Origin of the sequence: Microcoleus sp. PH2017_08_TRC_O_A (genome assembly GCF_020738665.1) — a bacterium.
Classification (GTDB): Bacteria; Cyanobacteriota; Cyanobacteriia; order Cyanobacteriales; family Microcoleaceae; genus Microcoleus.
On record NZ_JAEQCE010000072.1, the window covers coordinates 1 to 26,217 of the forward strand.

A 26,217-nucleotide genomic window follows, 5' to 3' on the forward strand; every position below is an offset into this window, starting at 1 on the left:
GGCTTGTTGAGTCAACCGCACTTCTTTAACCAAATACAGATGTTTAACGATTGACGACAGAGCCACAGGCTGGAAAGTACCTGTAGGTGTCATCACCCTGAAAACGTAGTTGTAACTGAGGCTGGCTATCTCTTCACCTTTAGGTACTGGTTGTCCTGTTATGTCCGGTGATTGGTGGATAGCACCTATACTTCGATCGTCCGATCCTCACAGTTAGAAATTTTGACCTTCACTGGGTGGAGCGATCGAACCCGGTTGGTTGAGGAACAGGTTTTTAGCGCCGTCGTTTTGGTAAATACAGTTAATGTCAGGTTGACCTTCCAGGGCGCCGGTGAAGCCAAAGGTGTTCATGCGATTTTTACACTCGCGCACTTGCTCTTGGTTGATCAGTTTTCTTTGTTCGAGAATTGCCCAGTTATTGGTTCGCAGGACGCATCCGGGACGCATACTCGGCTGGGAGATGTAGACGTTGAAGGGGTTAAGGGTGACGAAGAGGCGCATATCTGTCACCATTGCGCTGGCTCCAAACTGTACGCAAAGTTCGGGGTTCGGGGCGCTGCGATCGATAAATTCCCGGGATGCTACGTTTTGTGGGCTAATTGTAGCTGTGGAACTGAAGGCAATGCCGATCCCAATTCCCAGAATAAAAACGGCTGTTAAAATCCCTAGGGTGGCGGAATTGAGGAAAGAGGGTTTGCCAGACTGAGGTTGTCGTCGCGACGATCCGCCAAATGAGCCGGAGTCTTCATCTCCCCGGAATGGATCGCCACCGAATCTGTCTCTGTCGTTGTAGGAGTTAGGTTTGCGTTTCATATAAAGTTCAGTCCGTTCTGGGGATTTAACAGTTGACACACCTCTGCCTAAAGGCGAGAGGATTCTTGCTTCAGTGGGATTCCGACGAATTTACCCTCGGCAAGCATCTTGACCGTATGCCCTACGGCTGCAAGTCCTCTAATTAGAACTACTTGAGCTGCTGCAACATCTCTATCGGTTGTATAACCGCAATTTGAGCAAGTATGAGTACGCTCAGCAAGCTCTTTTTTGCCTGTTGCGACACCGCAATTTGGACAAATCTGACTGGTTTTCTTAGCATTCACTTTTTGGAAGTACACCCCGCGTTTCCAACAGGTTTGTTCCAAAATAGTGAAAAATTGACCCCATCCAGCGTCTAAGCAGTGCTTGCCCAGCATCCCTCTGGATAGTCCAACTAAATTTAAGTCCTCAACAAATACCATCCCCACATCATTGCAAATTTGATGAGAGATTTTGCGATGCCAATCTGAGCGACAATTAGCAACGTATTCGTGCAAAAGAGCAACTTTTTTCTGAGCTTTGCGCCAATTATTTGAGCCACTGCGCTTTTTACTCACACGTTTTTGCAGCAATTTCAGCTTGCGTTCTGCGTCTATAAAAAACCTTGGCCGCTTGACTAAAAGACTATTAGAAGTTGCTATGAAATTAGTTAGTCCGACATCAATTCCTAGGGAATTTCCGTGTGGCACTACGTCGGGAATTTTTACATCCCATTGAACGGTCAGCATTAGATACCAGCCGGATGCACGATTTACTACCCGTGCCTGCTTAATAATTCCACCATCGGGAATCGCTCGGGATTGCCAAAATCTTACCCAGCCAATTACAGGCAGTTTGACACTACTATTTTGAATTGGGTTTAAACTTAGTTGTGGAAACACAAAAGACCTCATGGTTCCCCTTTTTTTGAATCGGGGAAATCCGTGGTTTTGTTCCCACATACTTACAAATGCCTTTTCTAGTCGGCGCAGCACTTGTTGTAAAGCTTGAGCATTGATACGTTGTAATGCAGGGCTGGTTTTCCTGTATGCAGTTAAGGCTTTACATTGAGTTGAGTAAGTTGGTCTGGGTGTGTCAGCTCTGATGATGAATTCCGAGCGCAGGGAACAAGCGTCAATCCGACATTTTCGGGAATTATACCAATCTTTACGTTCTTGCAGGGCATAATTATATACCTTGCGACATTGTTCCAACCAATCCTCAAATATTGCTACTTGTGTTTTTGTGGGTTTCAATTTGAATTCATAAGTCAGATTGAACACTTGCATCACCTCCTTGTTTGATTTTACCCAATTTCTACAAAATGGCAACAGGATTTCTAGAATAAAGTAGTCATAGAAGGACGAGGCTCTAACCCCCTAATTTTGGTAGTTTTTTATTTTTAACCGATCTTGCGTCTCTATTATTATGACCCTAGACAGGGGGCGGCTGCGGGCTTAGGACACTTCTTCTGGGTTTGGTATGGTTGACAGCTCGCGATCGGCTAGGCGGCTGCCTTGTCTGAATCTGGAAATTTCAATAAAATAACTGAAAGTGAGATACTCTATCACAGCGGAGGAATCCAGCTCAAGATTGTCGATCGAAATTAATGCGATACCAGCTTCGTCCTAGTTCGAGATCTACTGTTTTAGGTGTAAGCCTATCTCAGCAACTTGGGTTGATGAACGAAGAATCCCCTCGCATCAACGGCAGGGAGTGTCAAAAATTTTAACATCCTACAAGTCAGGAGGTATAGATTAGTGTCTGTCGAAATTATTCAAAAGCCTTCTACAGTCCGCAAGCTTGCGCCGCGCTACCGCGTGCTGCTGCACAATGATGATTTCAATCCCATGGAATACGTGGTGCAGACTTTGATGGCGACGGTACCCAGTCTGACTCAGCCACAGGCTGTAAATGTGATGATGGAAGCCCACACCAACGGGCTGGGACTGGTGATTGTTTGCGCTCTCGAACACGCTGAGTTTTATGCTGAAACGCTCAACAATCACGGATTGAGCAGCAGCATCGAACCTGATGATTAGAAAACTAGAGGCACCTGAAAGTCTTAACCCACCGAGTTTTTAACTCATATTGAATAGCCTCATACCAAAAAGCCAAGGGACTAACCTTGGCTTTTTGGTATATTTAATGCGGTCGATCGCCAGACTGGAAGAGTAAAGGTTGGGAGCAACCGGGCCGGAAATTATTCGGACGGTGGTTCAAAGCTAGGTGGCCTCGATCCCAAATTTCAGCTCTCCAATCTCAAATCTCGATCGTCGGAAATTAATTAGGAAATTAATAACGTCCGCCGCCGCCGCCGCCACCGCCGCGACCAAATTTGCCTGGGCCGCCGCCGCCCCGGTTGCCGCCGCCCCGGCCGCCTTCATCTTCGCGGGGCTTAGCTTTGTTAACTTTGAGATCGCGACCCATCCACTCTGCTCCGTCGAGAGCAGCAATCGCTGCATCTTCTTCGGCATCTGTTGACATTTCTACAAAACCAAAGCCGCGGGGGCGACTGGTTTCTCTGTCGGTAGGTAGATGTACTCGCTTAACGGTTCCGTATTCGGCGAAGACGGTGGTGATGTCTTCTTGGGTAACTTGGTAGGATAAGTTACCGACGTATATCGACATGAGGAATAACTCCAAAAATTAGACAGTGCAAAGATTTCAGTTTCGGAGAGTCCCCTGCCGATACAGAAGGGCAAGTTTTTAAACAATTCTGTAGCAATGAACAAAGCCTGCAACCGAATCTGATACACTTGGAATTTTAACACAGAATGGCGTCTTTTGAGTAGCTTTGGCCACTTAATTAAGTCGTTACAATTCAATCTCAAACTTTGAGGGTATTCAGAAACCGGATTTTGAGCTGTGATGTTTTGTCAAACTCGAACGCGAGAAAGTTCTGGGACAGACCGGCTACCGCAGGAAAGATACGTCTAGATTCCCAAAATTGGTACTCAAAGCGAGATTCAGGTTTTCCAAGGCTTTGACTAACCACACCAGGCCTTCTCGGGTACAAAATTCGTAGTGACCGAACAAAATTGCCAACCGCTTTTCTAGATAGGGCTTGACTTTGCCACAAATTAGCACGATTTTCAGCAGCAAACCTGTGGTTTGGGTGGGCCCGAGGTTTGAGATCAGGTCGATGAAGACAAAGTGGTTCGGCCGCGCAGGACTCTCTACTACTAAAAAGTTCAATAACTGGCTGCAAGTTCTGATCGTTAAAAATTCGTTGAACTTCTGAGCATCGTTGTGGGGAAAGGTATTTTGTAGTTGTTTATACAGTTTTTCGTTAAATTGACGTTTGCCGTAGCCATCGTCGGTGACGGAAGAAATTAGGTATTCGTATAAGTCGTCTTTAAAGGATCTGTAGGACACACTTGTGCTGGTGTTCGCCATGAAGCGGCCGGCTAGCTGTCGGTAGGTATCGGCTCCTTCGACTTTTCCGACAAATTGCTTGAGGGCAAAGAACAGCTCTGGGTCGCTCAACAGCGTCGGGTTTTTTATAGTCTGTATACTTCTGCCGAAGGAGATTGAGGTATGCCGGCGGGCTGCTTGGGCTTTTCTCACTTGGTGAGCAACGTATTGTGAGAGGTCGATTTCAAATTGCTGCTGCTTTTGAGCTTGGATTTTTTGAATGATTTTTTGCTGTTCGTAGGTGCTGTCGTCGCTGAGGAGGCAGTGTTTGTAGAGGTAAGGGTATCGGGGAATTAAGGTTCCGAGGGCTAGGCTGGCGGGAGTTTTGCCGTTGCTGTCTTCATTACTGTGGGTGATGACTTTGGCTAAGCGTTTGAGTGTGAGGTATTGTTCGCTTTGGGTAAATTGATTGACTAATTGGGGGATGGAGTGAGTAGGGCGCGATCGACTATATCGAGATAATATTTTGGGGGCTTCTTCAAACAGAGCGATCAATTCCGGGATAGCTGCTTGCTTGCCGGGGTATGTTTGCCAGCGGTTGATCAGGATGTGGCAGCAACGGTTGAGGATGTATTTGAATTCTTGTTCGGCGTAGGGTGAGGCTGCTATTTTTTCGAGTGCTTCAGCGATGGTGCGATCGCGATATCCGTTACCGTAGATAAACAAAGTGCGAAAACGGTCGATTAGTTCGATCGGCTGCTCTACTTGTACCAACTCCAGCCAGTGGTTGTAAAGTAGCTGTTCTTCTTCCTGGCTCTGTCTGTTATAGTCGTTCACTGTGGATTAACCCTCCAAAAGGATTGGGCAGGAGCTTTAAGCGCCATTGGCAGATATGAATTGGCAGATGAAGCACCACAATTGAGTCAACCGATTTTAGATTTTAGATTTTAGATTTTAGATTTACTCCACAGATTCATCTGGAAGCTTCAACTGTAGTCTAAAATTTTAATCTCTCCCCGACTTAGGTCGAGGGCTTGTATCCGTTGTTGGGTAGGGTCAACCGAGCTTCTCGCCTCCCGAGGCTTAGGGGTGGAAGTGGCGATCGCCTTAAGCAGATCTTTTTTACTTAGTTAAACTATTTGTCAACACCAGCATGACATGAATTGTTTGCAATTAGCAAGGCCTAAAATCACCACAAACTTTGTAAATTATTGGTAAAGATTGTGGGTGTGTTCTAAATAATTTATGGCTGGGCAGAGGATTTATTATTACCCGAAAGAATTGGTTGAAAGCCCCAAGCCTGCTCGGGAGAAATTAAAATCAGACTATTCATTACTCCAATCCTCGGACTTAAGGGTAGATGTCGCTCTCAAACAGTCAACTGTCAACTGTCAACTGCCAACTGTCAACTGTTGAAGAGTGCCAAGGTCAATCCTAGTCGGCATCCCCCTGTTATACCATTTGCGATTGGCGATTGGCGATTTGCGATGGGAATGACTGAGGACTCTCAGGGTTTAGATTCCGGGCAAAGCTTGCATTCTTTTTTGAACTGGTGTCAGTTAAATGTGAGGTGGGGCGAGGTAGGATTAGCTGTGAAAATAATGATTTGAAATGTGAGTGCTGGTAATATGGTCTGTCGCGTAAGTATCGCCCAACTTGCTGAAATTTTAACTGTACCTTTGCTTGCTGTGTCTGAGGACGTTCTGACAGTTGTAGGGACAGGTATTGCTACAGATACGCGCACCATTGAGGGGGGCGAAGTATTTTTAGCGCTGCGGGGAGAAAATTTTGACGGGCATCAGTTTGTGGCAAAAGCCCGGGATTTGGGAGCGATTGCTGCGGTAGTCGATCGCACTTACCAAGCAGAAGTTCCCAATTTTCCGCTGTTGCGCGTTGACGATACTTTAAAAGCTTACCAGGCGATCGCCCGTTGGTGGCGCGACCAATTCAGTATACCGATAATTGGTGTTACTGGTTCAGTAGGTAAAACTACTGCCAAAGAATTAATTGCGGCCGTTTTGTCAACCAGCGGAAATGTTCTGAAAACTCAATATAACTACAACAATGAAATTGGAGTCCCGAAAACTCTGTTAGAGCTTTCGCCGACCCACAATTATGCTGTAATTGAAATGGGAATGCGCGGGCTAGGAGAAATTGCGCTGCTGTCGCAAATTGCGCGTCCTACTGTGGCGGTAATTACTAATGTAGGAACGGCGCATATCGGGCGATTGGGTTCGGAAGATGCGATCGCCCAAGCTAAGTGCGAACTGTTAGCGGAAATGCCTGCTGAAAGTATTGCTATTCTCAATCACGATTCTGACAGATTAATGGCAACTGCGGCGCAAGTTTGGCAGGGAAAAACTTTAAGTTACGGATTAGAAGGCGGCGATTTGTGCGGGGAATTGCTGAATAATGATACAATGCTTGTAGAAGGTGTGGAATTGCCGCTGCCCTTGGCTGGAAGGCACAATGCTGTAAATTATTTGGCGGCTTTGGCGGTAGCAAAAGTTTTAGAGATTAATTGGGAAGTTTTACAACAAGGTTTGTCCGTGCAGTTACCGGATGGACGGGCGCGCCGCTACGATTTGCTTTCTGATGTTGTGATTCTGGATGAGACTTACAATGCTGGTTTGGAGTCGATGTTGGCGGCGCTGAGATTGTTAGCGGATACTCCGGGAAAGCGCCGGATTGCGGTGTTGGGTACGATGAAGGAATTGGGCGAAAGGGCGATCGAATTTCACCGACAAGTAGGAAGGGCGGCGCGGGATTTAAACCTCGATGCTTTGTTTGTGTTTGCGGATTTTGAGGAAGCGGCGGCGATGGCGGCGGGTGCGGCGGGCGTGCCTTTTGTGGAGATAGGAGATATTACGGCGCCCGATGGGCGGGAAGATTTAGCAAAGCGGTTGTTGGGATTTGTTGAAAAGGGCGATCGTATTTTATTTAAAGCTTCTCATTCAGTGGAATTGAATCGAGTTGTCCAGAAGTTCCGTGCCGATTTTGCAGGCCAATAACTAGCAATTTGGTTCGTAGTGAGGACTTCAGTCCTCTCTCGTCGGATGCGGACTGAAGTCCTCACTACAAACCTATGTTTGAGATGATATGATTTAGTTTAAAAGTGCGATCGCTACGCCCCGGCTTGCGCCTACGAACTCTTCACCAAAGTAACCCCATGATTGCTAAAACTCTCAGTCCGCCCGAACAAATAGTTGAGCTATCGAATATCAGTTGGCAAACTTATGAAACTTTGCTTGCCGAAATCGGCGATAGGCCAATTAGACTGAGATACAATCGCGGCAATTTGAAAATTATGGTGCCTTCTCCTGAACACGAAATTTACAAAAGAGTAATAGGTCGATTTGTTGAAACATTAGCTGAAGAATTAGATGTGAGAATTGAACCTCTGGGTTCTACGACATTCAAACGTCCTGAACTCATTGGTGTAGAACCGGATGATTGTTTTTACATCCAGAATGCTAGTGCAATTAAAGGCAAAAAACGACTCGATATGAGTCAATATCCGCCCCCGGATTTAGTGGTGGAAATTGATGTTACCAGCAGATCCGACAATACCTTGCAGATTTATGCCGATCTGGGAGTGCCGGAAGTTTGGATTTACAACGGTTCGCGGCTCAGAATTAACAGATTGGACGATCGAGGGTATGTCGAGTGCGAGATCAGTTTAGCATTTCCGAGTGTTGCTATTTTAGAGATTGTCAGTTTTTTGGCACAGGCGGAAACAATGGATTATTTGGAATTAGTTAAAGCATTTCGGAATTGGGTAAAAAGCCAAATTAATCAAAATCAATAGTCCTGTTTATTTTAATCCTGGATGCAGATCGGAAACCGCTTTTTTTGACGACAAAACTTGATTGTGACCCGCAGATTGTGTAAAATTTTATCCCTCAATATCCCGATCGCTCTAACGGCTCGATTTCAATATCTGGAGCAATCTCAATGGCTGCAAGTCTGGCATTCTCAACTATCGTATTTCCCATTATTGTATTGTGTACTGCCTCAAACTTAGATTCGGCTTCCGAAATTTCTTCGTAGTGTACAATCACATGATAATATTTATTAATTGGTTCTCCTGAATCTGAAAGTTCCACGGCAAGGGAATCTATATTCTGAGACTCTTCTGCTTTTTCGCGATATTCGTCAGCTAAATGTTCTAGGGCGATCGCGATCGCGTGTTCTTTCGTTTGTCCGTAAAAATTCATGGTATCATTGGGGCGATCGCTCAGAGATGATGATATCTGACACAGATACTGCCCGTTTGATTGAGCGCAAACGGCGATCGCAATTGTACCAGTAGTGCGATCGGGATTTATTTCGGCCATTTCAACCTCGCTATCTCATGAAATAAACTTGCTAAATTGTATCCGGGTCAATATTTAATTTTCGCAGTTTTGCGGCCAGGCGATCGGCACGTTGCATCTCTATCAAAATTGAGATGGAGGAGAAGAATAGCGATACGGTTTAAGATATGGAAGGGCGAAATTAAGGTAAATTCGAGGAACTCCGCCCGAGTCATCGTTCCGCGTCAGTCAGCGTTCATCTGCGGTTGCTAAAAAGAGCCTCAAACGCAACCATCCCGATCGTGAATCGCCCTTTTCTTTTATTCCCCGGACTGAATTTGACTCCTCACCCACTCCCGGAATAACCGCAGCAAAGCATTTTCCTTGGTAGTCCTCCTCAATTCCAAAAAGCGCAGCATCTCAACTTGCGACAAAAAAGGAAAAGTCGGAGAAACATCTCTTTCTACATATTCCTGTGCTTCCAGTTGATAAATTATTAAACGATTTCCGTCGTAGCGCCAAACTTCCGGCACCCCTAAACTTGCGTATAAAGAAAGGCGATCGATCGAACTGCTAGTCACGTCAATTTCCACTACTAAATCTGGTGGCGGATCTTGATTGAGATCGATTTGTTCTTTGTCCCAAACCACATTCTCATTTTGGATATAGTAGCACTGATCCGGCTCCAAACCGCGAGCCAAATCCTCGCGCCGACAAGTTAGAGAACCCAAACTCCGAATTTCGATGTTTAATTCTTCACTCACACTTTCCACAAAACGGCCTAAAATTTTCTTACTACCTTCATGGGGTGCTAAAGGAGTCATAATTTCTAATGTTCCTCGATCGTAAGTCAGGCGAATTCCTCCGTGTTCCCCTAACTCATTCAGCAGGGATTCGTAAGTTTTCCAGCTAATGTTGTTTAGCAGAATTCCGCTAGTTTGATTCTGGATCAGGGTGGCTGTCATGGCTACCTGCCTGGGTTGTAGATTATTGATTGTATCTTAGCAAACACGATCTTGATTGAGGGGCGATCGCCCTCCTTCAGTCTCTTTACTGAATTTGACTCCTCACCCACTCCCGGAATAACCGCAGCAAAGCCTTTTCTTTTGTAGTCTGTTTCAGTTCCAAAAACCGCAGCATTTCAAACTTCGACAGAAAAGCAAAAGTGGGAGAAACCTCGCACTCTGCGTATTCATTGCCTTCTAAGTGATAGATGATTAAACGATTGCCATCGTAGCGCCAAACTTCAGGTACACCCAAACTTGCGTAAAGTTTGAGACGATCGATCGAACTGCTGGTAATGTCAATTTCAATAGCTAAATCCGGTGGTGGATCTTCATTGAGATCGATTTGTTCTTTATTCCAGACAACATCTTCATTCTGAATGTAGTAACATTTATCAGGTTCTAACCCCCGTTCCAAATCTTTGCGCTTGCAGGTTAGTGAACCCAGGCTGCAAATGTCAACATTTAATTCATCAGTTAGAACTTCAACAAAATTTCCTAAGAGTTCACCTGACTTTTCATGTGGTGCTGATGGAGTCATAATTTCTAAATTTCCGCGATCGTAAATCAGGCGAATTCCTCCGTGTTCCCCTAACTCATTCAGCAGGGATTCGTAAGTTTTCCAGCTAATATTTTTTAGCAGAATTCCGCTACTTTGATTCTGGATTAGGGTGGCTGTCATGGCTACCTGCCTCGGTTTTAAATTATTAATTGTATGTTAGCAAATATGATACTTGACTTATTTCATAAATCTGCGATCGCCCTTACGATACCGCCGATTAATATCAAATCCGCTCTCCATCGGCATGATTCATATCTCTATTCTCGGACTCTGTGTCCTCTGCGCCCTCTGTGGTTTAATCATTCCAGTCCAAGTGGAAACGATATAACGCAAATCAACGCAGATTTTTTTAAGAGTCCTGGACGCACCAATATCAAAGAAACCGGGTTTTTCACCTAATCTCGTCGCTACAGCGAAGGATGTTCGTGAAAAAACCCGGTTTCTGGCTACCTGTTTGTAGAGTACGATCGCACTATTCGATCGCACTTACACTCAACACACTACTTAGCAGCTTGACGCTCTTTCGCATCCTTGATCACTTCCTCAGCGATATTGCTCGGACAAGGAGAATAGTGCGAGAAAGACATCGAAAACTGACCGCGCCCAGATGTCATGGTACGCAAATCGCCAATGTAGCCAAACATTTCGCTCAACGGCACATCAGCCTTGATCCGCGCTCCTGTTTGTCCGGTTTCCTGAGCTTTCATCATGCCCCGGCGGCGGTTGAGGTCGCCGATGACATCGCCCATGTGATCGTCTGGGGTGAAGACATCGACATTCATGATCGGTTCCAGCAACTGAGGCCCAGCCTTGGGTACAGATTGGCGGTAGGCGGCTTTAGCAGCAATTTCAAAGGCCATTGCTGAAGAGTCAACCGGGTGGAAACCTCCATCAACCAGGGTGAATTTCAAGTCCAAGCAGGGGAAACCAGCCAAGACGCCCACATCGATGCAGCTTTGGAAGCCTTTTTGCACCGCTGGCCAATACTCTCTCGGTACGCTACCACCAGTTACTTTTGACTCGAACACGAAGCCGCTACCGACTTCACCGGGCTCGACGATATAGCCGATTTTAGCAAATTGACCTGAACCACCAGATTGTTTCTTGTGGACGTAGTTGTCTTCGAGGCGTTTGGTGATGGACTCGCGGTAGGCTACCTGCGGTTCGCCAACTTCTACCTCGACGCCGTGGGTGCGTCGCAGAATGTCCACTTTGATGTCGAGGTGCAGTTCGCCCATGCCCTTGAGGATGGTTTCGCCACTTTCTTCGTCTGTGACCATGTGGAAAGATGGGTCTTCTTGTACCATCTTGGTGAGCGCGGCTCCCATCTTTTCTTCGCCTCCTTTGAGTTTCGGTTTGACCGAAATGGAGATGACTGGTTCTGGGAACACCATTGGCTCAAGGGTTGCGGGATTTTTGGGGTCGCAGATGGTGTGTCCGGTGCGGACGTTTTTCATACCTACGATCGCAATAATATCGCCTGCTTGAGCCGAATCAATTTCTTCGCGGGAGTTGGCGTGCATTTCTACCAAGCGGCTGATGCGCTCGGTTTTGCCTGTGGCGGTGTTGAGTACGGTGTCGCCTTTGGATATCTTACCGGAGTACAAACGGGTGAAGGTTAAAGCGCCGAAGCGATCGTCCATAATCTTAAATGCCAGGGCGCGCAAAGGGCCTTCTGGATCGACGATCGCGAAATTGCCTGTTTCCTCGCCTTCGAGATCCACCTCAGGCTGAGGCGTAACTTCCATCGGGTTCGGGAGGTAGTCAACGACTGCATCGAGTACCAACTGGACGCCCTTATTCTTAAACGACGAGCCGCAGTAGGTGGGGAAAAATGCCATGTCGCGGGTGCCTTTGCGGATGCACCGCTTGAGGTCTTCGATACTCGGCTCGTTGCCTTCGAGGTACTGTTCCATCAGGTTATCATCCTGCTCGACAGCCAGTTCGATCAACTGTTCGCGGTATTTCTCGACATCATCGACCATATCGGCCGGAACATCCTGAATTGTGTAGCCCATCGGATCGCCCGAATCATCCCAGATCCATGCTTTGCGGGTGAGCAAATCGACCATGCCGCAAAATTTGTCTTCAATGCCGATCGGCAAAACCATTACCATTGGTTTAGCTGCGAGGACTTTATCGACTTGCTTGACAACTCGGTAAAAATCTGCGCCCGTGCGATCGAGCTTATTGATATAGACGATACGAGCAACTTTAGAATCGTTAGCGTAGCGCCAGTTAGTTTCCGATTGCGGTTCAACTCCACCGGAACCGCAGAACACACCGATACCGCCATCGAGAACCTTGAGCGAACGGTAAACCTCGATCGTAAAATCGACGTGTCCGGGAGTATCGATGATGTTGAGCTGATGCTCGTTCCAGAAGCAGGTAGTAGCAGCGGATTGAATCGTAATCCCGCGTTCTTGCTCCTGTTCCATGAAGTCAGTCGTCGCCGCGCCTTCGTGTACTTCACCGATTTTGTGGATTTTACCCGTCAGTTTCAGGATTCTTTCAGTTGTGGTGGTCTTGCCAGCATCTACGTGGGCGAAGATGCCGATATTTCGATAACGAGTGAGATCTTTCATAAAAAAATTCGGGAAGTGGGAAACGAGCGTGGCTTTAGCCCGCTCGTGGGAAAAGGCTCGGGGATTTCAATCAAGAGTGAATCTTTCCATTACACAAGGATTGCTTAATTCGGTGTACTTTTGTGATGTACTTTCGATGGGACAATTACCACCTCAAACCTCGCAATCCGCGATCGCATAATGTTTGCTCCGGCAGGAGCCTCCCTTGTGGGGTAATGTTAGCTTCGACCTGGTTATCTGGGCTTGTTAGGCTTACAACACTGTTCCAGTGACTTTAGAACTGTTTAATTGAAAGCGACAGAGCGGAAAACTAGCTTCGCATTCTCCGGTGTCGTGACCCAAATAACGGCTGCTCTTGCGAGCGGTCTGGTCAGTACAGCTTGCGAGAGATTTCTCTTGCAAGCTCAGCGGCGTTGATTCCCTGAGTTACTGACAATTATTGTTGAGATTCCATGCGACGAACCGTCGGCTACCCGTCGGCCACCACCTGCAAGCGTGACAAGCGAGGAATCAATGTTGCCTAGGGCCGGCGAGTACAGGTTGGATTTCGTTTTCCCTGTTTCTGGCAGCACTACCTTAATTTTGACACTTCCCCGTCATTCCTGCGAAGGATTCTTGGTTCGATCGGTACGGGAATCCTTACAATCCATAAAAATAACCTAGATATAGGGAAAAATTCTCTCATAAAGTTAGGTTAGGTTGAGGTACTCAACGAACCAATAAAACTTACACATTAGGCAAGCGAAACGGTTTTTTTTTACGAAAAGACTCGTTGTGACGCGCACCCAGGTTTTTAACCCTGATATTTGCTTAAAACCTTCAATCTCCATTAAAAAACCCGGTTTCTTGGTAGGCGAGCTGGTAAGTCCTGCTATAAAAAGTTGGTGTGTGCGTCCCAAGCTATCTAAGTCAAAATCGAGCCACTCATCATCCGTTGATATCGCCGTTCCAACTCATCCCGCACGACCGGCCATTCATCCAAAGTTTCATCATTCTCAATTACCATTTGAGCGGCCTCCCTCGCCAACTCCAAAACCTCCTGATCCTCCACCAAACTCGCCAAAGCAAAATCCGGTAAACCAGACTGTCGAGTTCCCAAAACCTGACCTGGGCCGCGCAATCTCATATCCATTTCCGCAATAAAAAATCCATCTTGAGATTGTTCTAAAACCTTCATTCTCTGCATAGCTTCCGCAGCCTTGGAACCGGGCATTAACAAACAATAAGAACGATTGCTGCCCCGACCGACTCGACCCCGCAACTGGTGCAATTGCGACAGTCCAAAACGCTCCGAATTTTCAATCAACATTACCGTTGCATTCGGCACATCTACTCCCACTTCCACCACAGTAGTAGATACTAAAATATCAGTTTCTTTGTCTCTAAACTTAGTAATCGCCTGATCTTTGTCAGCGCTACTCATTCTGCCGTGGAGCAAACCTACCTTAAACTCAGGAAATATACTTTTTTCGAGTTTCTCTTTTTCCTCAATTGCCGATCGCACATCCAGCTTTTCCGACTCCTCCACCAGAGGCAGAACCACATAAACCTGACGGCCGCTCGCCACCTCCCGACGAATCAAATCGTAAGCCTGGAGGCGTTCTTTCGCAGACAGAACAGTCGTTTGAATCGCCTGCCGACCGGGGGGAAGTTCATCAATTTGACTCACGTCTAAATCGCCGTGCAGAGTCAGCGCCAGCGTCCGAGGAATGGGAGTTGCGGTCATCGTCAAAACGTGAGGAGATTCGCCTTTTTGCTGCAATTTAGCACGCTGCTGCACGCCGAATCTGTGCTGTTCGTCAATTACAGCCAAACCCAATTTATGGAAATTCACCGTATCTTGAATCAGCGCGTGAGTTCCTACTAAAACAGGTAATTCTCCGGTTTCTAACTGGCTGTGAATTTCCCGGCGCTTGGCTACTTTTGTCGAACCAGTTAACAGTTCGACAGACAAGTGCATCAAATTAAACCAGCCTACCAATTTCCGATAATGCTGTTCTGCTAAAACTTCCGTCGGCGCCATTAATGCTGCTTGATAGCCGGATTGAATTGCTGCTAGCATTGCGACTACGGCGACGACTGTTTTGCCCGCGCCGACATCGCCTTGCACTAATCGGTTCATCGGCTGGGGCGAAGCTAAATCGTTGAGGATGTCGTTAATGACTCTTTCTTGGGCATTTGTCAGCGCAAAAGGCAAGATTTGATAGAACTGTTCGATCAATTTCCCGCTAGGAAGGATGACTGCGCTAGCTTGAGCTTTTCTTTGGGTTTGGCGGCGCTTTAAAAGGCCTAATTGCAGGTAGAAAAATTCGTCAAAAACTAAGCGGCGGCGGGCGGCGGACAAGCAATCGCGATCGAGCGGAAAGTGAATATTTGCCACCGCATCGGCTAAACCCATTAAGCCGTAACGCTCGCGCAAATCCTCCGGTAGCGATTCTGGCAACAGTTTCGCGGCCGGAATTGCTGCTAAGATCGATCGCCTCACCGAACCCGCATCCACCCCTTCCGTCAGCGGATAAACAGGAATCAGGCGGCCGACTTTCATAGATTCGATCGCACCGCCGGAGTCATCTAAGACTTCCAACTCAGGATTTTCTAGGGTAATGCCATACTTACCCTGCTTTACCAACCCCGAAGCAGCAAGTATCGCACCAGTACAATACTCGCGCTTTTTGAATTCTTGCCAGCCGCGATTGCTGTAGCGAGGCCCGGCAAAAAAGCGACTGATTTTAATTTCTCCGGTACTGTCTTTTAAAATTACTTCTAATATCGTTAATTTCTTATTCTTCGGGCTAGAAAAGCAATTGCAGCGCTTGACTTCGGCGATTAAAGTGACAGTTTCCCCCGCTACTAACTCGCGAATTCGTACTTGCTTTGCATAGTCGATGTGGTTGCGGGGATAGTAGTAAAGCAAGTCGTATACGGTATCTAAACCGAGTTTTAGCAAGCGGTTGCCGTTGGCGGGGCCGATGCCTGTCACGCGGGTTAACGGTTGATCTAAAGTCAAGCTAGGCGGTGGAGGTGCTGTGTTAAGCGGTGCGGTTCGGGGAACGGAAACGGCTGGAGTGCTTGAATCGGCAGCGTTTTCTTGTCTGACTTGTGTCGTTTGTTCTTCCCAAACTTGCTCCATTTGTCTGAGGAAACTGACTGTAATGGCGATCGAATGTTGGCGCCCTTCGAGATCTTTCTGAGGGTAGATGTCAAATTCCACCGCAAGTTGTCTGGCGCGATCGCGCGAAGAACCAGTGACAGCGCCTGCCAACTGTCTCAAACTCAGGCCGAGAAACTCGCTGAAGCGGTATTGACTGCCTTGGATGTCGTTAAATCCGCGATCGGCTTCTACGGAAAGAGCTTTTTGCAATCGCTGCCATTCTGGTTGGTTATTAGTCATCAGTCATTAGTTATTAGTCATTAGTCATTAGTCATTAGCGCGAGCGTCCCCGATCGCGAACGTTATTAGTCATTAGTCATTAGTCATTAGTCATTAGTTATTAATCATAGCTCAATAATTCCAGACAATTGTCAACTGTCAACTGTCAACTGTCCACTGTCCACTGACTAATCTTCAAACCAACTCAACCGCCAAGCCGACTCAGCCTCCACCACCGCCATTTCCCGCTGCTTTTTCTGGTAATCGCGACCGAGGGAGTTCAACTTTGCAGAGAGGTTGCGAATTTGTTGGCGCCAAGCCGATGTTCCCGGATCGGCAAACTCTATTTCCGACAACCGCAGTTTAATTGCTGTAATGTGCAAAGCATTAATACCGGGTCTTTTTCCCAAGTTTGGCGGTGCTGGTGAACTATCTGTTTCAATGATTAAGCTTAATAGGTTAGGTGGGCCCGCCACGCTGTCGGCGGACAATTCAGCAGCAGAAGCAGCTTCTAGAACCTGTTCTGGCAATTGACTGGGCAAGATTTCCGACTGTTGGAGCAAGCGGTTGGTGTCGCGAGACAGCAGCTTGAGAATCTGGGCGATCGACTTTTCAATACTATTTTGCCAGCGCGCCAAACTTTGCGGGGAATTGGCAATTGGTAATTGATTGTTTGTTGCTGGAAATTGATAGTTAATAGCGGAAAATTCGTTGTTTGCCTCTATTTCTTCCTCGACGAATTCGTTTTCCTCGATTTCTTCCTCGCCAAACTCGTCTTCATCTATTTCTTCATCTATTTCTTCATCTATTTCTTCCTCTTCCTCTTCCTCTTCCTCTTCCTCTACTTCTGATTCAGTCGTGAGCGATCGCAATTTTTCTTGAGACGCCGCAGCCAAACGCCTTACAGACTGCTGCATTTTTTGCCGCCCGTCGAAGGACAACTTGAGAAACGACTCCGGCACCGCTTGAGTGCAAAGGTGATAGCAAGCCAAAATCAACTGCTGTCGCACCGCTTGTCCCAAGGCAGTTAAATAACCATCGTAGGTACTGCGAAACTCTAGATTCAAGGCTGCTAAAGCCTCTTCGAGTCCTGCCAAATCTTGCTCTATGCGCTCTCTGGATCCCACCATATATCCCCTATAAAATTCAAATAGGACGATCGGCAAAACAACCCGATTTTTGCCACAAATTGTCTGATTGTCGAGTTAATTCTGGTTAGAAATCGGGCATAGGTTTCAAGAATCGCCTCCAACATTTTTATGTTTTTTATCTCTCGGTTTCTAGCTGAGTCTCGATTCCCCTCGCATCTCCCGGATAGTCGTAAAATATCGCTAAAATATCGGCTCTTGGGTACGTAGTTGCGCTTCAGCGCTCCGGCGCTAATTTACGGTACAAACGACTCAATGTGAAAACTCGATTCCCCTCACATCCCCCGGATAGTCATAAAATATCGACTCTTGGGTACGTAGTTGCGCTTCAGCGCTCCGGCGCTAATTTACGGTACAAACGACTCAATGTGAAAAAATGAAACAACTGAGTTAATCTTCTGAATTTTCAAGTTACCCATTTTCAAACCCCGATGAGCAACGCCCTCTTTCGGAATATTATAAAGAGCGCTAAAGCGCAACTACGTACCAAGAGCGCTAAAGCGCAACTACGTACCAAGAGCGCTAAAGCGCAACTACGTACCAAGAGCGCTGAAGCGCAACTACGTACCAAGAGCGCTGAAGCGCAACTACGTACCTATTTCTGTAGTCGTGTAAAAACTAAAAATTAAAAATGCAAAAAAATTAGGTTTTCACATTTTTAATTTTTAGTTTTTAATCTAAATTTTCGATTATTGAGCAGCACCCATTTGGGCGGCCACTTCATCGGCAAAGTTAGCTTCTACTTTCTCAATGCCTTCGCCCAACACAAAACGGACGAAACGGCGGACTTGGACATTTTCGCCAATTTGGGCGATCGTTTGTTTCACCAACTCTTCCACCGAGATATTTTGATCTCTAATAAAAGGCTGATCCATCAAACATAACTCTTTCATCCGCTTGTCAATCCGCCCTTGAACAATCTTTTCTTTGATATTGTCCGGCTTGTTACCCAAGTCATCTTTGCCCATTTCAATTGCCTTTTCTCGTTCGACAATTTCAGCGGGGATATCTTCAACTTTCACGTATTCCACATTCGGGCAAGCTGCAATTTGCATTGCAATATTGCGTACTAAACTTTGGAATTCTTCGCGCCGTGCCACAAAATCTGTTTCGCAGTTAACTTCCACCAGCACTCCCACGCGGCCGCCCGTGTGAATGTAGCTGCCTACAAGTCCTTCTGAGGCAACCCGTCCTGCTTTTTTGTCAGCCCCAGCCAGACCTTTTTTCCGCAGCCACTCAATTGATGTTTCCATATTGCCATCGTTTGCGGTGAGGGCTTTTTTGCAGTCCATCATCCCCGCGCCGGTTTTGTCGCGCAGTTCTTTAACAAGTTTTGCAGATATGTCCGCCATCTTCTTTAAGTTCCCAATCAAAATTAGTTATTAGTCGTTAGTGCGAGCGTCCCCGCTCGCGAACCTTATCATTAGTCATTAGTCGTTAGTCATTAGTCGTTAGTGCTGTCCCCGCTCGCGAACCTTATCATTAGTCAGGAGTGCGAGCGTCCCGCTCGTGAACCTTAATCTTAATGATTAGACAAGAGTTAAGAAATAGCAAGTCAGCCTTCTGGCGGATTTGGTAGGTGTAGAACCCTAATTAATTTTGGTGTTCACACTGCGGAATGCTTTTGTCAGAAATCTACTAATGACCGAGACTAATGCCATTTACAATTAAAAATTAAAAATTAAAAATGTCCAACTAAAAATTATGATTTTTAATTTTTAATTTTCAATCTTTAATTTTTAATTGCTTGGTGTCAGATGCCGATAGCAATACTAGCTTTCGGTTTCTTCGCTGTCAGTGTCGCCGTCCTCGGGATCTACATAATTAGGGTCATCCAATTCTTCGATTTCGCCATCATATTCGGCGCCTTCGTAACCACCTTCGTAGTCGTAGTCTTCGTCAGAGTCGCCGCCTTGTTGACCGTGACGACCTTCGTAGATGGCATCAGCCAACTTGCCGACAATCAGTTTGATCGATCGAATAGCATCGTCGTTTGCTGGAATCGCAATGTCAACCAAATCCGGGTCGCAGTTGGTATCCAACAGAGAGACGATGGGAATTCCCAGCTTTTGGCATTCCAACACAGCATTATACTCGCGGCGTTGGTCTACTAGGACAACTCCGTCGGGAATCTTACGCATAGTTTTGATTCCGCCCAGATACTTCTGGAGTTTTGCCATTTCTCGGCGCAGCACGGAAGCTTCTTTTTTCGGCAACAAATCTAGGGCGCCGATTTCCTCGCGGCGCTCCAAATCCTTGAGGCGCTCGACGCGGGACTTAATCGTTGTCCAGTTGGTGAGCATTCCCCCCAGCCAGCGCTGGTTGACGTAGTAAGCACCGCAGCGTTGAGCTTCTTGGGCTACAATCCCGGCAGCTTGGCGCTTTGTACCGACGAACAAAAACTTTTTACCTTTTTCGGAGGCCACTCTCATGTACTCGTAGGCGTCTTCCATAAGCTGAGCGGTTTGCACGAGGTCGATGATGTGAACCCCGTTGCGCTCTGTGAAAATGTAGGGAGCCATTTTCGGGTTCCACCGACGGGTTTGGTGTCCGAAGTGAACCCCTGACTCTAACATTTGAGCCAAACTAACTACTGGCATTGTATTTTTAACTCCTGTATTCGGGTTAATCCTCCACCCGGTCGTATTTCTGAGGGTTTGCGCCCTCGAAACACCCGAAAACCCGGATGTGCGAATTTAAACAACTTTTCTAGTCTATCACCAGAAGCACCACTTTTTCTGACTATCTTAGATCCGTAGGGTAGGGTTTTCCGTAGGGTTGCGTGGACGGTGTGCACCGACTTGAGCGATGCCATTTTTCCAAAATCATGCAACTGTAGGGAAGATCCCAACCCATGACCAGTAAATCATCTCCCAATCTAAAATCCAAAATCTAAAATCTAAAATGGTATGAGATGTAGTCGGCGGGTTGGGTGCGGGGGGCGCACGATACGGTTAGAGTTACTAGCAACCGCTTCTGAAAAAACCAAAAATCCAGGTTCGAGGTTGCAGAAGCTTTTGTGAGCTTGTGAGAGAATGGCGTTGAAGCTGCGTGTCTTGTGCCTTCTTTCGTTCGATCGAGCTTTTATCGATTTTATTCGATCGGCAATTCTGTCGGCTTTACCAGAAAAAATTGGTTTAAAACCGCAACTCTTCTAGGGAGAAATTAAAATCAGACTATTCATGAGTCCAATCCTCTTCCTTCCAAGAGGTCGCCCTCATCCCTTCTCTAAGCGAGCGGGTAAGCTGTCTGTCAACTGTCAACTGTCAACTGTCAACTGAATGCCACGCCCTCTCGATCCGCAAAAAACCTAAAGCTAAAAACGCTATGCCCATCCCCATTCTCGTCCTGCTTGAAGTTCTAATTGTCATCGCACTTTCTCGACTTGTCGGCTTAGCATTTCGAGCGATCAAACAACCTCAAGTTATTGGAGAAATTGTAGCAGGAATTATGCTCGGGCCTTCTCTCCTCGGTTTGATTGCACCAGATTTAGGAGCAGCACTTTTTCCAGCGGAGGCCGTTCCTTTCCTCAACGTGTTATCTGAGGTAGGGCTAATATTTTTCATGTTTTTGATTGGTTTAGAACTCAATCCTAAGTATCTAAAAAACAATTTAGATGTAGCAATTTTAACATCACACGTCAGCATTTTAGTGCCATTTTCTCTGGGAAGCTTCCTAGCACTGCTGTTGTACCCGATAGTTTCAAATAATAGCGTTTCGTTTACAGCATTTGCGATGTTTTTGGGCGCTGCGATGTCAATTACTGCCTTTCCGGTGCTGGCAAGAATTATTACAGAGCACAACTTGCAGAATACCAAATTGGGGACGCTAGCTCTGACTTGCGCTGCGGTAGACGATGTGACGGCATGGTGTTTGTTGGCGGTGGCGATCGCAGTTACGCGCACTAACTCGATGGTTGGGGCTTTACCGACAATTTTTGAATCTATAGTGTACATCGGTTTCATGCTGACTGTAGTCCGCTGGTTCTTGCAACGGCTTTCCAAGCACTACAACCGCACCGGCAAGTTATCTCAATTAGTGCTATCCGGCATTTACATGGGAGTTGTAGCATCAGCTTTAATTACTGAATGGATCGGCATTCACTTAATTTTCGGTGCGTTTTTGCTGGGTGCTGCCATGCCAAAAAATGCCGGACTTACCAGAGAATTAGCTGAGAAAACAGAAGATTTTGTCCTGATATTTCTGCTGCCAATATTTTTCGCTTACAGCGGTTTGCGGACTCAAATCGGCCTGCTCAATAGTCCCGAATTGTGGCTGCTGTGCGCGGCAGTTTTGGGAGTAGCAATTATTGGAAAATACTTCGGGACTTACGTTGCTGCCCGAGTCTGCGGCATCAGCAACCGCGAAGCTTCAGCGCTGGGGTGGATGATGAATACTCGCGGTTTGACTGAACTGATTGTGCTGAATATCGGTCTTTCTCTGGGGGTGGTTTCGCCGCTGCTATTTACGATGTTAGTCATTATGGCTTTAGTGACAACTTTTATGACTTCGCCACTGTTGGAGTGGACTTATCCGAAAAAGCTGATTCGGTTAGATATCTCAGAAGTAAGTTTGGAGGATGATTCAGAATTAAAAGATTCGCCAATGGGTGGAGAAAGCGAAGAAATTAATAGAGAATTGCTGCCCAAGTATCGAATTTTAGTCCCGGTTGCTAATCCCAGCACGCAGAAAGGTTTGCTGCAATTGGCGATCGCCCTGGCGCAGCCTGCTGCGGATACAGGGGGTAGCGATTTGCAGTCGGCGGCGGTTCATCCTCTGAGTTTGATCGAATTAAATGAAAATTATGGTTTTGAAAGTACGCCCGTAGAAGCCGATCGCATTATTCAGGAACGCCGCTCGAAATTATCAGAATTGATAGAGAGTTTGGAATTGCCGGATGCGAAAAAATTCGTGCACCCAATCATTCGGGTTACTAAAGATGTGGCGCGGGAAACGGCGCAAATTGCGGAACTCGATCGCGCGGATTTGATTTTGGTAGGATGGCACAGGCCGACTTTTAGCAGCAACCGTTTGGGAGGGCGTGTCGGCCAAATTCTCAGCAACGCTACTGTGGATGTAGCAATTTTTGTTGACAGAGGTAGGGAACGGTTGAATAATTTGTTAGTGCCTTATGCGGCAAATATTCACGATGATTTAGGGTTGGAATTGGCGCTGAGACTGTTGGTTAATAGCGAGGAACGTCGTTTGACGGTGCTGCGGGTGGCGGTTGACGGGGCAGAGGGAAATGAGCTGAGTTATGAGTTTCAGCGAGTTATGGATCGGTTGCCGGTAGAAGTGCGATCGCGCATTGAAACTCCGATTGTGGAGGCTGCTGAGCCGATTCAAGCGGTGGTGGCGGCTTCTGCTAATGCTGATTTGACGATCGCGGGTACGAGTCGGGAGTGGGGAATTGAACGCCAAACTCTCGGACGGTATACTGATGAATTGGCGGTGCAGTGTCATTCTTCGCTGCTGATTGCGCGCTGTTACGTGAAAGTGCGATCGCACTTGGCTTCGGTACTTGTTGACAGTTGACAGTTGACAGTTGACAGTTGACAGTTGGCAGTTGACAGTTGGCAGTTGGCAGTTGACAGTTGGCAGTTGGCAGTTGGCAGTTGGCAGTTGGCAGTTGGTTATTTGTGAGGTGCTACCAATTCCCAATTCCCAATTCCCAATCCCCAATTCCCAATTCCCAATTCCCAATTCCCAATTCCCAATTCCCCATTCCCAATTCCCAATTCCCCATTCCCAAGATTATGAATCATTTAAGCCTTAAATCCCTGGCATTTTACGGGATTGCGATCGGCTCGGTTTCGCTGCTGTTTAAAGTGGTAACTGCTTACGGCGAAACAAGTTTAAAAGCGGCTCCGGCAATTGCGGGAAGTTATCGCTTTGATGCTAAAAGTTTGCCGGAATGTCTGAAATCTGATACTTTGACCTTGACAATCGAGCAATCGGGTGTTTATTTGAGCGGTAATTTGCGATCGGGTAACAGCGAGGGCGATCGCGCAAACACAGCCGAGGAGAAACCTTCTTTAGCAGGGAAGTGGGAAAATCAAGGATTGAGCTTGTCGGGTGTCGTACCTAATTTAACGGGTTGCAGCGAGTCCGCTGCGATCGGTCAAAACAGCTATGTTAAACTGCGAGGAGTTGTGGAAAAAGACAGCCTCAACGGAAAAATTAGTCTGACGGATCGGGCGGCGGCTACTAATTTTACGGCTCAAAGAGAAGCGGTGGCGAAACCTCAGCAGAAGCAACCACATTAAAGGTGTTGATTTCAATCGCACCGTCAGAAAACGGGTAGAAGCCCTGGATAGATCGGGCTCCAACCTAAAACTTTCGATCGAAGAAGTTGAAGATCCAGATTTATCTGTGGAGTAAATCTGAAATCTAAAATTAATCGATACTTTGGAAAAATAACACGGTTAGAATCAGGCAATTACTAACAGTGTGAGAGATGAAAATTGCTCCAAATTGGGTGGTGACTTTAAAACTTCTTTTCGGAGGACGGCGGGTGAGGGTGAATGAGCGTTTGAATTCAGTAGGAACAGCAGTTTTTTTCTTCCCGTATAGCGTGTTTTCTAACAGTTCTAATGCTTGCCATTTTGCGAGAAAAGTCACTAGCAGTATCGAGAGGGCGATGCCAGTTATTATGAAGTAAAAATCTCGCTCGCCTCCTAATAATATATAATCGATCAGCCGTTCCCGTAAATCTTTTGAAAGCACGCTTTCAATGCCGAAAAAAACTAGCCAACCCATGCAAGTGCAAGAGAGATTGAGGATGGCTGCATATTCAACGCTGGTTTTCGGGCTGAGTTTCAGTAGTTTTTGCAAGAACCATGATTCGATCGCGATCGCCAAAAACATGGCTAGAATTTGTACCAACACAGTCCGAAACGGGAAAACAGTTGCAATCATTAGTTTTGCTCCTATGTCTGCTTCCCGATCGTACCTGACACACTACAAAACCGCTGTATGCTCCAGCCCCTCTTTGAAGAGCGATCGCTCTTCTGGTGACACTTAAGCCACTAGCCGCCAATGGTGCTAAAGTGAAGTCAGAATATAGAACTGAGCGATAAAAATAAAATATCCCAGAGGAGTCTCGGGTTCAAAAATTACCTGGGCCAAGACCCCGCCTGTCCGTATATTGTGTTGAAATGGATGTTGCCGTGATCTTAATGCCGTCAGAAACTTCGCTTACCGAGTCAAACCCGTTGATTTTAGACAGTTTGCCAGATTTGTCGCCGAATGAGGGTGGGTGTCCCCGCCGGACTAGATTGCAAATTGATTTGATGTTGCTGGCGATCGAGGCCTTGTATCTCGGAGGTGCGGAAGAAATGCTGGCAGTGTCAAAGGAGCTGGAATTGGAGTCAATTGTCAAAAATCGCGTTGCCTTTTGGCAGATGCGAAATACTAATCCGCTGAGACGCTATGCCCAACGCCGCTCCCTGACAGTTGTGGAGGCAAAGGCGCTGGTGGCGATCGCCTGTAATATGGCGCGCAAGTTAACTGCGACAATTCGGCAGTTGCTGCTAGATTCGCAGCAGTTGCGATCGAGAAATATGCCCCTCAGTCAGAACTTGCAGCTTGCGGAGTATTTAGAACGCTTTCGAGCTCATTTTCGATCGCGCATGAACCCCAAGCGATCGGTGGTTGTAGCTTACGATTCCGATGACAAGCTCAACGAACTAGCTTTAAACTTGTTGAGCAAACTGCTATTTTGTACAGGCACAGCCGGAATGCAGCGCTTCTGGGTTAGCCTGTTTGATGGAGAAATTGAATAAAAATGACTATTAGGCGTCAGTACAGTCTGCCAAATTGCACCCTGGTTCTAGAAGGGTTGAGCGATGGCTCGGCAGCCAGCCAGCTAGAAATGCGGCCGGTGCTTTCGATATTAATGAGCGCTGAATGCTATGTGACAGGCCTCGGTGAGCCCCTCAATGGGGGACGGGAGTTTTTTGAAAGCTTGGTGAGGACTGTCAGCAGCTACGCTCAAGAATTTATGAGCGGAGTGCATTATCCCGATCGCTATGGCCCGAATTTGGGTATGGTACAGTTGCACAGAATTGACGGGAATTCCCACCGTTTGACCGTTCTACCCGCCGGATCTGACAGCGCCACCCAAATCGATCAAAAAACAGAACTGTCGGCACAGGTAGATTTGACGACGGTACAGCTATTTGATTTGGTAGAGGCGATCGATCAATTTTTTGCCGACACCCAGACGTTGCCAGAATTGTCGCTGCAATTAACCCCAATTTCCAAGCGTTATATCAAGTCTGCCGAACCTTTGGCGAAGCGCAGTTTGCCTGCGGTGGTGGGGGTGTCGAGTTTGGCTTTGGCGGCGATGGCGTTTTTCTTGGTACCAGTGCCGGAAGTCCAGCGCCCGAGAGATCCAGTGCCGCAGCCCAATCGGGCCGGCCAAAATCTCGGCACGCCGAATTCCGGTGGTTCGGGTTCGCCGAATCCCAATCCCACGCCTGCGGCTGACGGTTTGCTTGGGGATAAAACTCCGAAAGTTGTTGAATCGAGTTCACCAACTCCGAGCACTTCGCCGCAGTCGGACACTTCACCCTTGGCCACACCGCAGTCAAACATTTCGCCGGAAAGCACGCCCACTCCTGTTGCTGAAGGTTTGGCAAGCCCTGGGGCGGCAGCCGTGCCGATTACCGATACGGCCGAAATCGATCTGTTGAAGGGGAAACTTTCCCAGCAAATTGATGGAGTTTTGAAGAATCAGCCTGCTGTTGATGCGGAGTTGGTTTATCGGGTGAGTGTGGCTAAAGATGGGGCGATTGTCGGTTACAAGTCGGAAAATTCCGCAGCAGTCGATCGATCCGAAGCGCCGTTGTCCGAGTTGCTTTACAAACCGGTTGGTACTAGGCCGCCTGCGGAACCGCTGGCTGATTTCCGAGTAGTTATTGCACCGGGCGGTACTGCGGCTGTCACTCCTTGGTAAAGGGTTTGTAGTGAGGACTCGGCGGTTGGAAACCGCGTCTACACACACAAAACCCGCCTCCGCGGGTTGAAGAAAAGACGGCGGTTAAAATCGCCGGATTCGTAGAAGACTCGGCGGTTAGAAACCGCGTCTACACAGACAAAAC

21 protein-coding genes are annotated in these 26,217 nt (G+C 47.1%); 7 read left to right on the forward strand and 14 right to left on the reverse strand.

Going from position 1 to position 26,217, the window contains the following annotated elements; genetic code table 11:
* Window positions 1-213: 213 nt before the first annotated feature.
* Window positions 214-813: a DUF3172 domain-containing protein gene (locus tag JGK22_RS23285; protein WP_293220696.1), complete on the reverse strand. Its 600-nt coding sequence runs from the start codon at window positions 811-813 to the stop codon at window positions 214-216.
* Window positions 814-860: 47 nt separating this feature from the next.
* A complete protein-coding gene (locus JGK22_RS23290) occupies window positions 861-2,075 on the reverse strand; it encodes a transposase (RefSeq protein WP_293209168.1) in 1,215 nt (404 codons plus the stop codon).
* Between the two features lie 477 nt (window positions 2,076-2,552).
* On the opposite strand from JGK22_RS23290, the gene clpS reads away from it, so the two are divergent.
* Complete coding sequence (clpS, locus tag JGK22_RS23295) at window positions 2,553-2,834, forward strand: ATP-dependent Clp protease adapter ClpS (RefSeq protein ID WP_193976163.1); 282 nt, start codon at window positions 2,553-2,555, stop codon at window positions 2,832-2,834.
* Between the two features lie 253 nt (window positions 2,835-3,087).
* Here clpS and JGK22_RS23300 read toward each other — a convergent pair whose 3' ends face one another.
* Both JGK22_RS23300 and JGK22_RS23305 read right to left on the reverse strand, forming a co-directional pair.
* A complete protein-coding gene (locus tag JGK22_RS23300; RefSeq protein ID WP_293185195.1) occupies window positions 3,088-3,423 on the reverse strand; it encodes an RNA-binding protein in 336 nt (111 codons plus the stop codon).
* Window positions 3,424-3,708: 285 nt separating this feature from the next.
* A complete protein-coding gene (locus tag JGK22_RS23305) occupies window positions 3,709-4,986 on the reverse strand; it encodes a hypothetical protein (RefSeq protein ID WP_293313825.1) in 1,278 nt (425 codons plus the stop codon).
* A 791-nt stretch (window positions 4,987-5,777) separates the two neighbouring features.
* On the opposite strand from JGK22_RS23305, the gene murF reads away from it, so the two are divergent.
* Both murF and JGK22_RS23315 read left to right on the forward strand, forming a co-directional pair.
* Window positions 5,778-7,160 carry a UDP-N-acetylmuramoyl-tripeptide--D-alanyl-D-alanine ligase gene (gene murF / locus JGK22_RS23310; RefSeq protein ID WP_293313828.1) on the forward strand — a complete coding sequence of 461 codons (1,383 nt, stop codon included), beginning with the start codon at window positions 5,778-5,780 and terminating at the stop codon, window positions 7,158-7,160.
* 158 nt (window positions 7,161-7,318) lie between these two features.
* Entirely contained in the window at window positions 7,319-7,957 is a 639-nt protein-coding gene (locus tag JGK22_RS23315) for a Uma2 family endonuclease (protein ID WP_293193061.1), read from the forward strand.
* A gap of 94 nt (window positions 7,958-8,051) precedes the next feature.
* Here the strand turns inward: JGK22_RS23315 and JGK22_RS23320 are convergent, their stop codons facing one another.
* The 8 genes from JGK22_RS23320 to rpsB all read right to left on the reverse strand — a co-directional run bounded on the left by JGK22_RS23320 (window position 8,052) and on the right by rpsB (window position 19,713).
* A complete protein-coding gene (locus tag JGK22_RS23320; RefSeq protein WP_293193063.1) occupies window positions 8,052-8,486 on the reverse strand; it encodes a hypothetical protein in 435 nt (144 codons plus the stop codon).
* A gap of 278 nt (window positions 8,487-8,764) precedes the next feature.
* Window positions 8,765-9,409 carry a Uma2 family endonuclease gene (locus tag JGK22_RS23325; RefSeq protein WP_293193065.1) on the reverse strand — a complete coding sequence of 215 codons (645 nt, stop codon included), beginning with the start codon at window positions 9,407-9,409 and terminating at the stop codon, window positions 8,765-8,767.
* Window positions 9,410-9,494: 85 nt separating this feature from the next.
* Window positions 9,495-10,130 (reverse strand): Uma2 family endonuclease, encoded by a 636-nt coding sequence (locus JGK22_RS23330; RefSeq protein ID WP_293193067.1) that lies wholly within the window; start codon window positions 10,128-10,130, stop codon window positions 9,495-9,497.
* Between the two features lie 380 nt (window positions 10,131-10,510).
* On the reverse strand, window positions 10,511-12,595 hold the full coding sequence (gene fusA / locus JGK22_RS23335; RefSeq protein ID WP_293185202.1) for an elongation factor G: 2,085 nt from the start codon (window positions 12,593-12,595) through the stop codon (window positions 10,511-10,513).
* 904 nt (window positions 12,596-13,499) lie between these two features.
* Window positions 13,500-15,986, reverse strand: coding sequence for an ATP-dependent DNA helicase RecG (gene recG / locus JGK22_RS23340; RefSeq protein WP_293229305.1), 2,487 nt, complete (start codon window positions 15,984-15,986; stop codon window positions 13,500-13,502).
* Between the two features lie 167 nt (window positions 15,987-16,153).
* Complete coding sequence (locus JGK22_RS23345; RefSeq protein WP_293185204.1) at window positions 16,154-17,095, reverse strand: hypothetical protein; 942 nt, start codon at window positions 17,093-17,095, stop codon at window positions 16,154-16,156.
* A 707-nt stretch (window positions 17,096-17,802) separates the two neighbouring features.
* Window positions 17,803-18,465 carry a translation elongation factor Ts gene (gene tsf, locus JGK22_RS23350; protein ID WP_293313831.1) on the reverse strand — a complete coding sequence of 221 codons (663 nt, stop codon included), beginning with the start codon at window positions 18,463-18,465 and terminating at the stop codon, window positions 17,803-17,805.
* 420 nt (window positions 18,466-18,885) lie between these two features.
* Window positions 18,886-19,713, reverse strand: coding sequence for a 30S ribosomal protein S2 (rpsB, locus tag JGK22_RS23355; RefSeq protein WP_293185206.1), 828 nt, complete (start codon window positions 19,711-19,713; stop codon window positions 18,886-18,888).
* A gap of 727 nt (window positions 19,714-20,440) precedes the next feature.
* Here rpsB and JGK22_RS23360 point away from each other — a divergent pair.
* Complete coding sequence (locus JGK22_RS23360; RefSeq protein ID WP_293185207.1) at window positions 20,441-22,648, forward strand: cation:proton antiporter; 2,208 nt, start codon at window positions 20,441-20,443, stop codon at window positions 22,646-22,648.
* 98 nt (window positions 22,649-22,746) lie between these two features.
* Here JGK22_RS23360 and JGK22_RS23365 read toward each other — a convergent pair whose 3' ends face one another.
* Window positions 22,747-22,878, reverse strand: a complete 132-nt coding sequence (locus JGK22_RS23365) for a hypothetical protein (RefSeq protein WP_293185208.1) — start codon at window positions 22,876-22,878, stop codon at window positions 22,747-22,749.
* Here JGK22_RS23365 and JGK22_RS23370 point away from each other — a divergent pair.
* Window positions 22,870-23,379 (forward strand): hypothetical protein, encoded by a 510-nt coding sequence (locus tag JGK22_RS23370; RefSeq protein ID WP_293217267.1) that lies wholly within the window; start codon window positions 22,870-22,872, stop codon window positions 23,377-23,379. The genes JGK22_RS23365 and JGK22_RS23370 overlap by 9 nt on opposite strands.
* Before the next feature lie 130 nt (window positions 23,380-23,509).
* Here JGK22_RS23370 and fraC read toward each other — a convergent pair whose 3' ends face one another.
* Window positions 23,510-24,031: a filament integrity protein FraC gene (gene fraC, locus JGK22_RS23375; RefSeq protein ID WP_293185210.1), complete on the reverse strand. Its 522-nt coding sequence runs from the start codon at window positions 24,029-24,031 to the stop codon at window positions 23,510-23,512.
* A 260-nt stretch (window positions 24,032-24,291) separates the two neighbouring features.
* Between fraC and JGK22_RS23380 the strand changes: the two genes are divergently transcribed.
* Window positions 24,292-24,897, forward strand: a complete 606-nt coding sequence (locus tag JGK22_RS23380; RefSeq protein ID WP_293313834.1) for a DUF3038 domain-containing protein — start codon at window positions 24,292-24,294, stop codon at window positions 24,895-24,897.
* Between the two features lie 2 nt (window positions 24,898-24,899).
* Window positions 24,900-26,072, forward strand: coding sequence for a DUF4335 domain-containing protein (locus tag JGK22_RS23385; protein ID WP_293185213.1), 1,173 nt, complete (start codon window positions 24,900-24,902; stop codon window positions 26,070-26,072).
* Window positions 26,073-26,217 lie beyond the last annotated feature (145 nt).

Bases quoted from the DNA above. Each gene is read 5' to 3' on its own strand.
- JGK22_RS23285 (WP_293220696.1), bottom strand. From the start codon at position 813: ATGAAACGCAAACCTAACTCCTACAACGACAGAGACAGATTCGGTGGC.
- JGK22_RS23370 (WP_293217267.1), top strand. From the start codon at position 22,870: ATGAATCATTTAAGCCTTAAATCCCTGGCATTTTACGGGATTGCGATC.
- JGK22_RS23330 (WP_293193067.1), bottom strand. From the start codon at position 10,130: ATGACAGCCACCCTAATCCAGAATCAAAGTAGCGGAATTCTGCTAAAA.
- rpsB (WP_293185206.1), bottom strand. From the start codon at position 19,713: ATGCCAGTAGTTAGTTTGGCTCAAATGTTAGAGTCAGGGGTTCACTTC.
- JGK22_RS23365 (WP_293185208.1), bottom strand. From the start codon at position 22,878: ATGATTCATAATCTTGGGAATGGGGAATTGGGAATTGGGAATGGGGAA.
- JGK22_RS23300 (WP_293185195.1), bottom strand. From the start codon at position 3,423: ATGTCGATATACGTCGGTAACTTATCCTACCAAGTTACCCAAGAAGAC.
- JGK22_RS23325 (WP_293193065.1), bottom strand. From the start codon at position 9,409: ATGACAGCCACCCTGATCCAGAATCAAACTAGCGGAATTCTGCTAAAC.
- fraC (WP_293185210.1), bottom strand. From the start codon at position 24,031: ATGATTGCAACTGTTTTCCCGTTTCGGACTGTGTTGGTACAAATTCTA.
- JGK22_RS23380 (WP_293313834.1), top strand. From the start codon at position 24,292: ATGCCGTCAGAAACTTCGCTTACCGAGTCAAACCCGTTGATTTTAGAC.
- recG (WP_293229305.1), bottom strand. From the start codon at position 15,986: ATGACTAATAACCAACCAGAATGGCAGCGATTGCAAAAAGCTCTTTCC.
- JGK22_RS23315 (WP_293193061.1), top strand. From the start codon at position 7,319: ATGATTGCTAAAACTCTCAGTCCGCCCGAACAAATAGTTGAGCTATCG.
- JGK22_RS23320 (WP_293193063.1), bottom strand. From the start codon at position 8,486: ATGGCCGAAATAAATCCCGATCGCACTACTGGTACAATTGCGATCGCC.
- fusA (WP_293185202.1), bottom strand. From the start codon at position 12,595: ATGAAAGATCTCACTCGTTATCGAAATATCGGCATCTTCGCCCACGTA.
- JGK22_RS23345 (WP_293185204.1), bottom strand. From the start codon at position 17,095: ATGGTGGGATCCAGAGAGCGCATAGAGCAAGATTTGGCAGGACTCGAA.
- murF (WP_293313828.1), top strand. From the start codon at position 5,778: ATGGTCTGTCGCGTAAGTATCGCCCAACTTGCTGAAATTTTAACTGTA.
- JGK22_RS23385 (WP_293185213.1), top strand. From the start codon at position 24,900: ATGACTATTAGGCGTCAGTACAGTCTGCCAAATTGCACCCTGGTTCTA.
- tsf (WP_293313831.1), bottom strand. From the start codon at position 18,465: ATGGCGGACATATCTGCAAAACTTGTTAAAGAACTGCGCGACAAAACC.
- JGK22_RS23360 (WP_293185207.1), top strand. From the start codon at position 20,441: ATGCCCATCCCCATTCTCGTCCTGCTTGAAGTTCTAATTGTCATCGCA.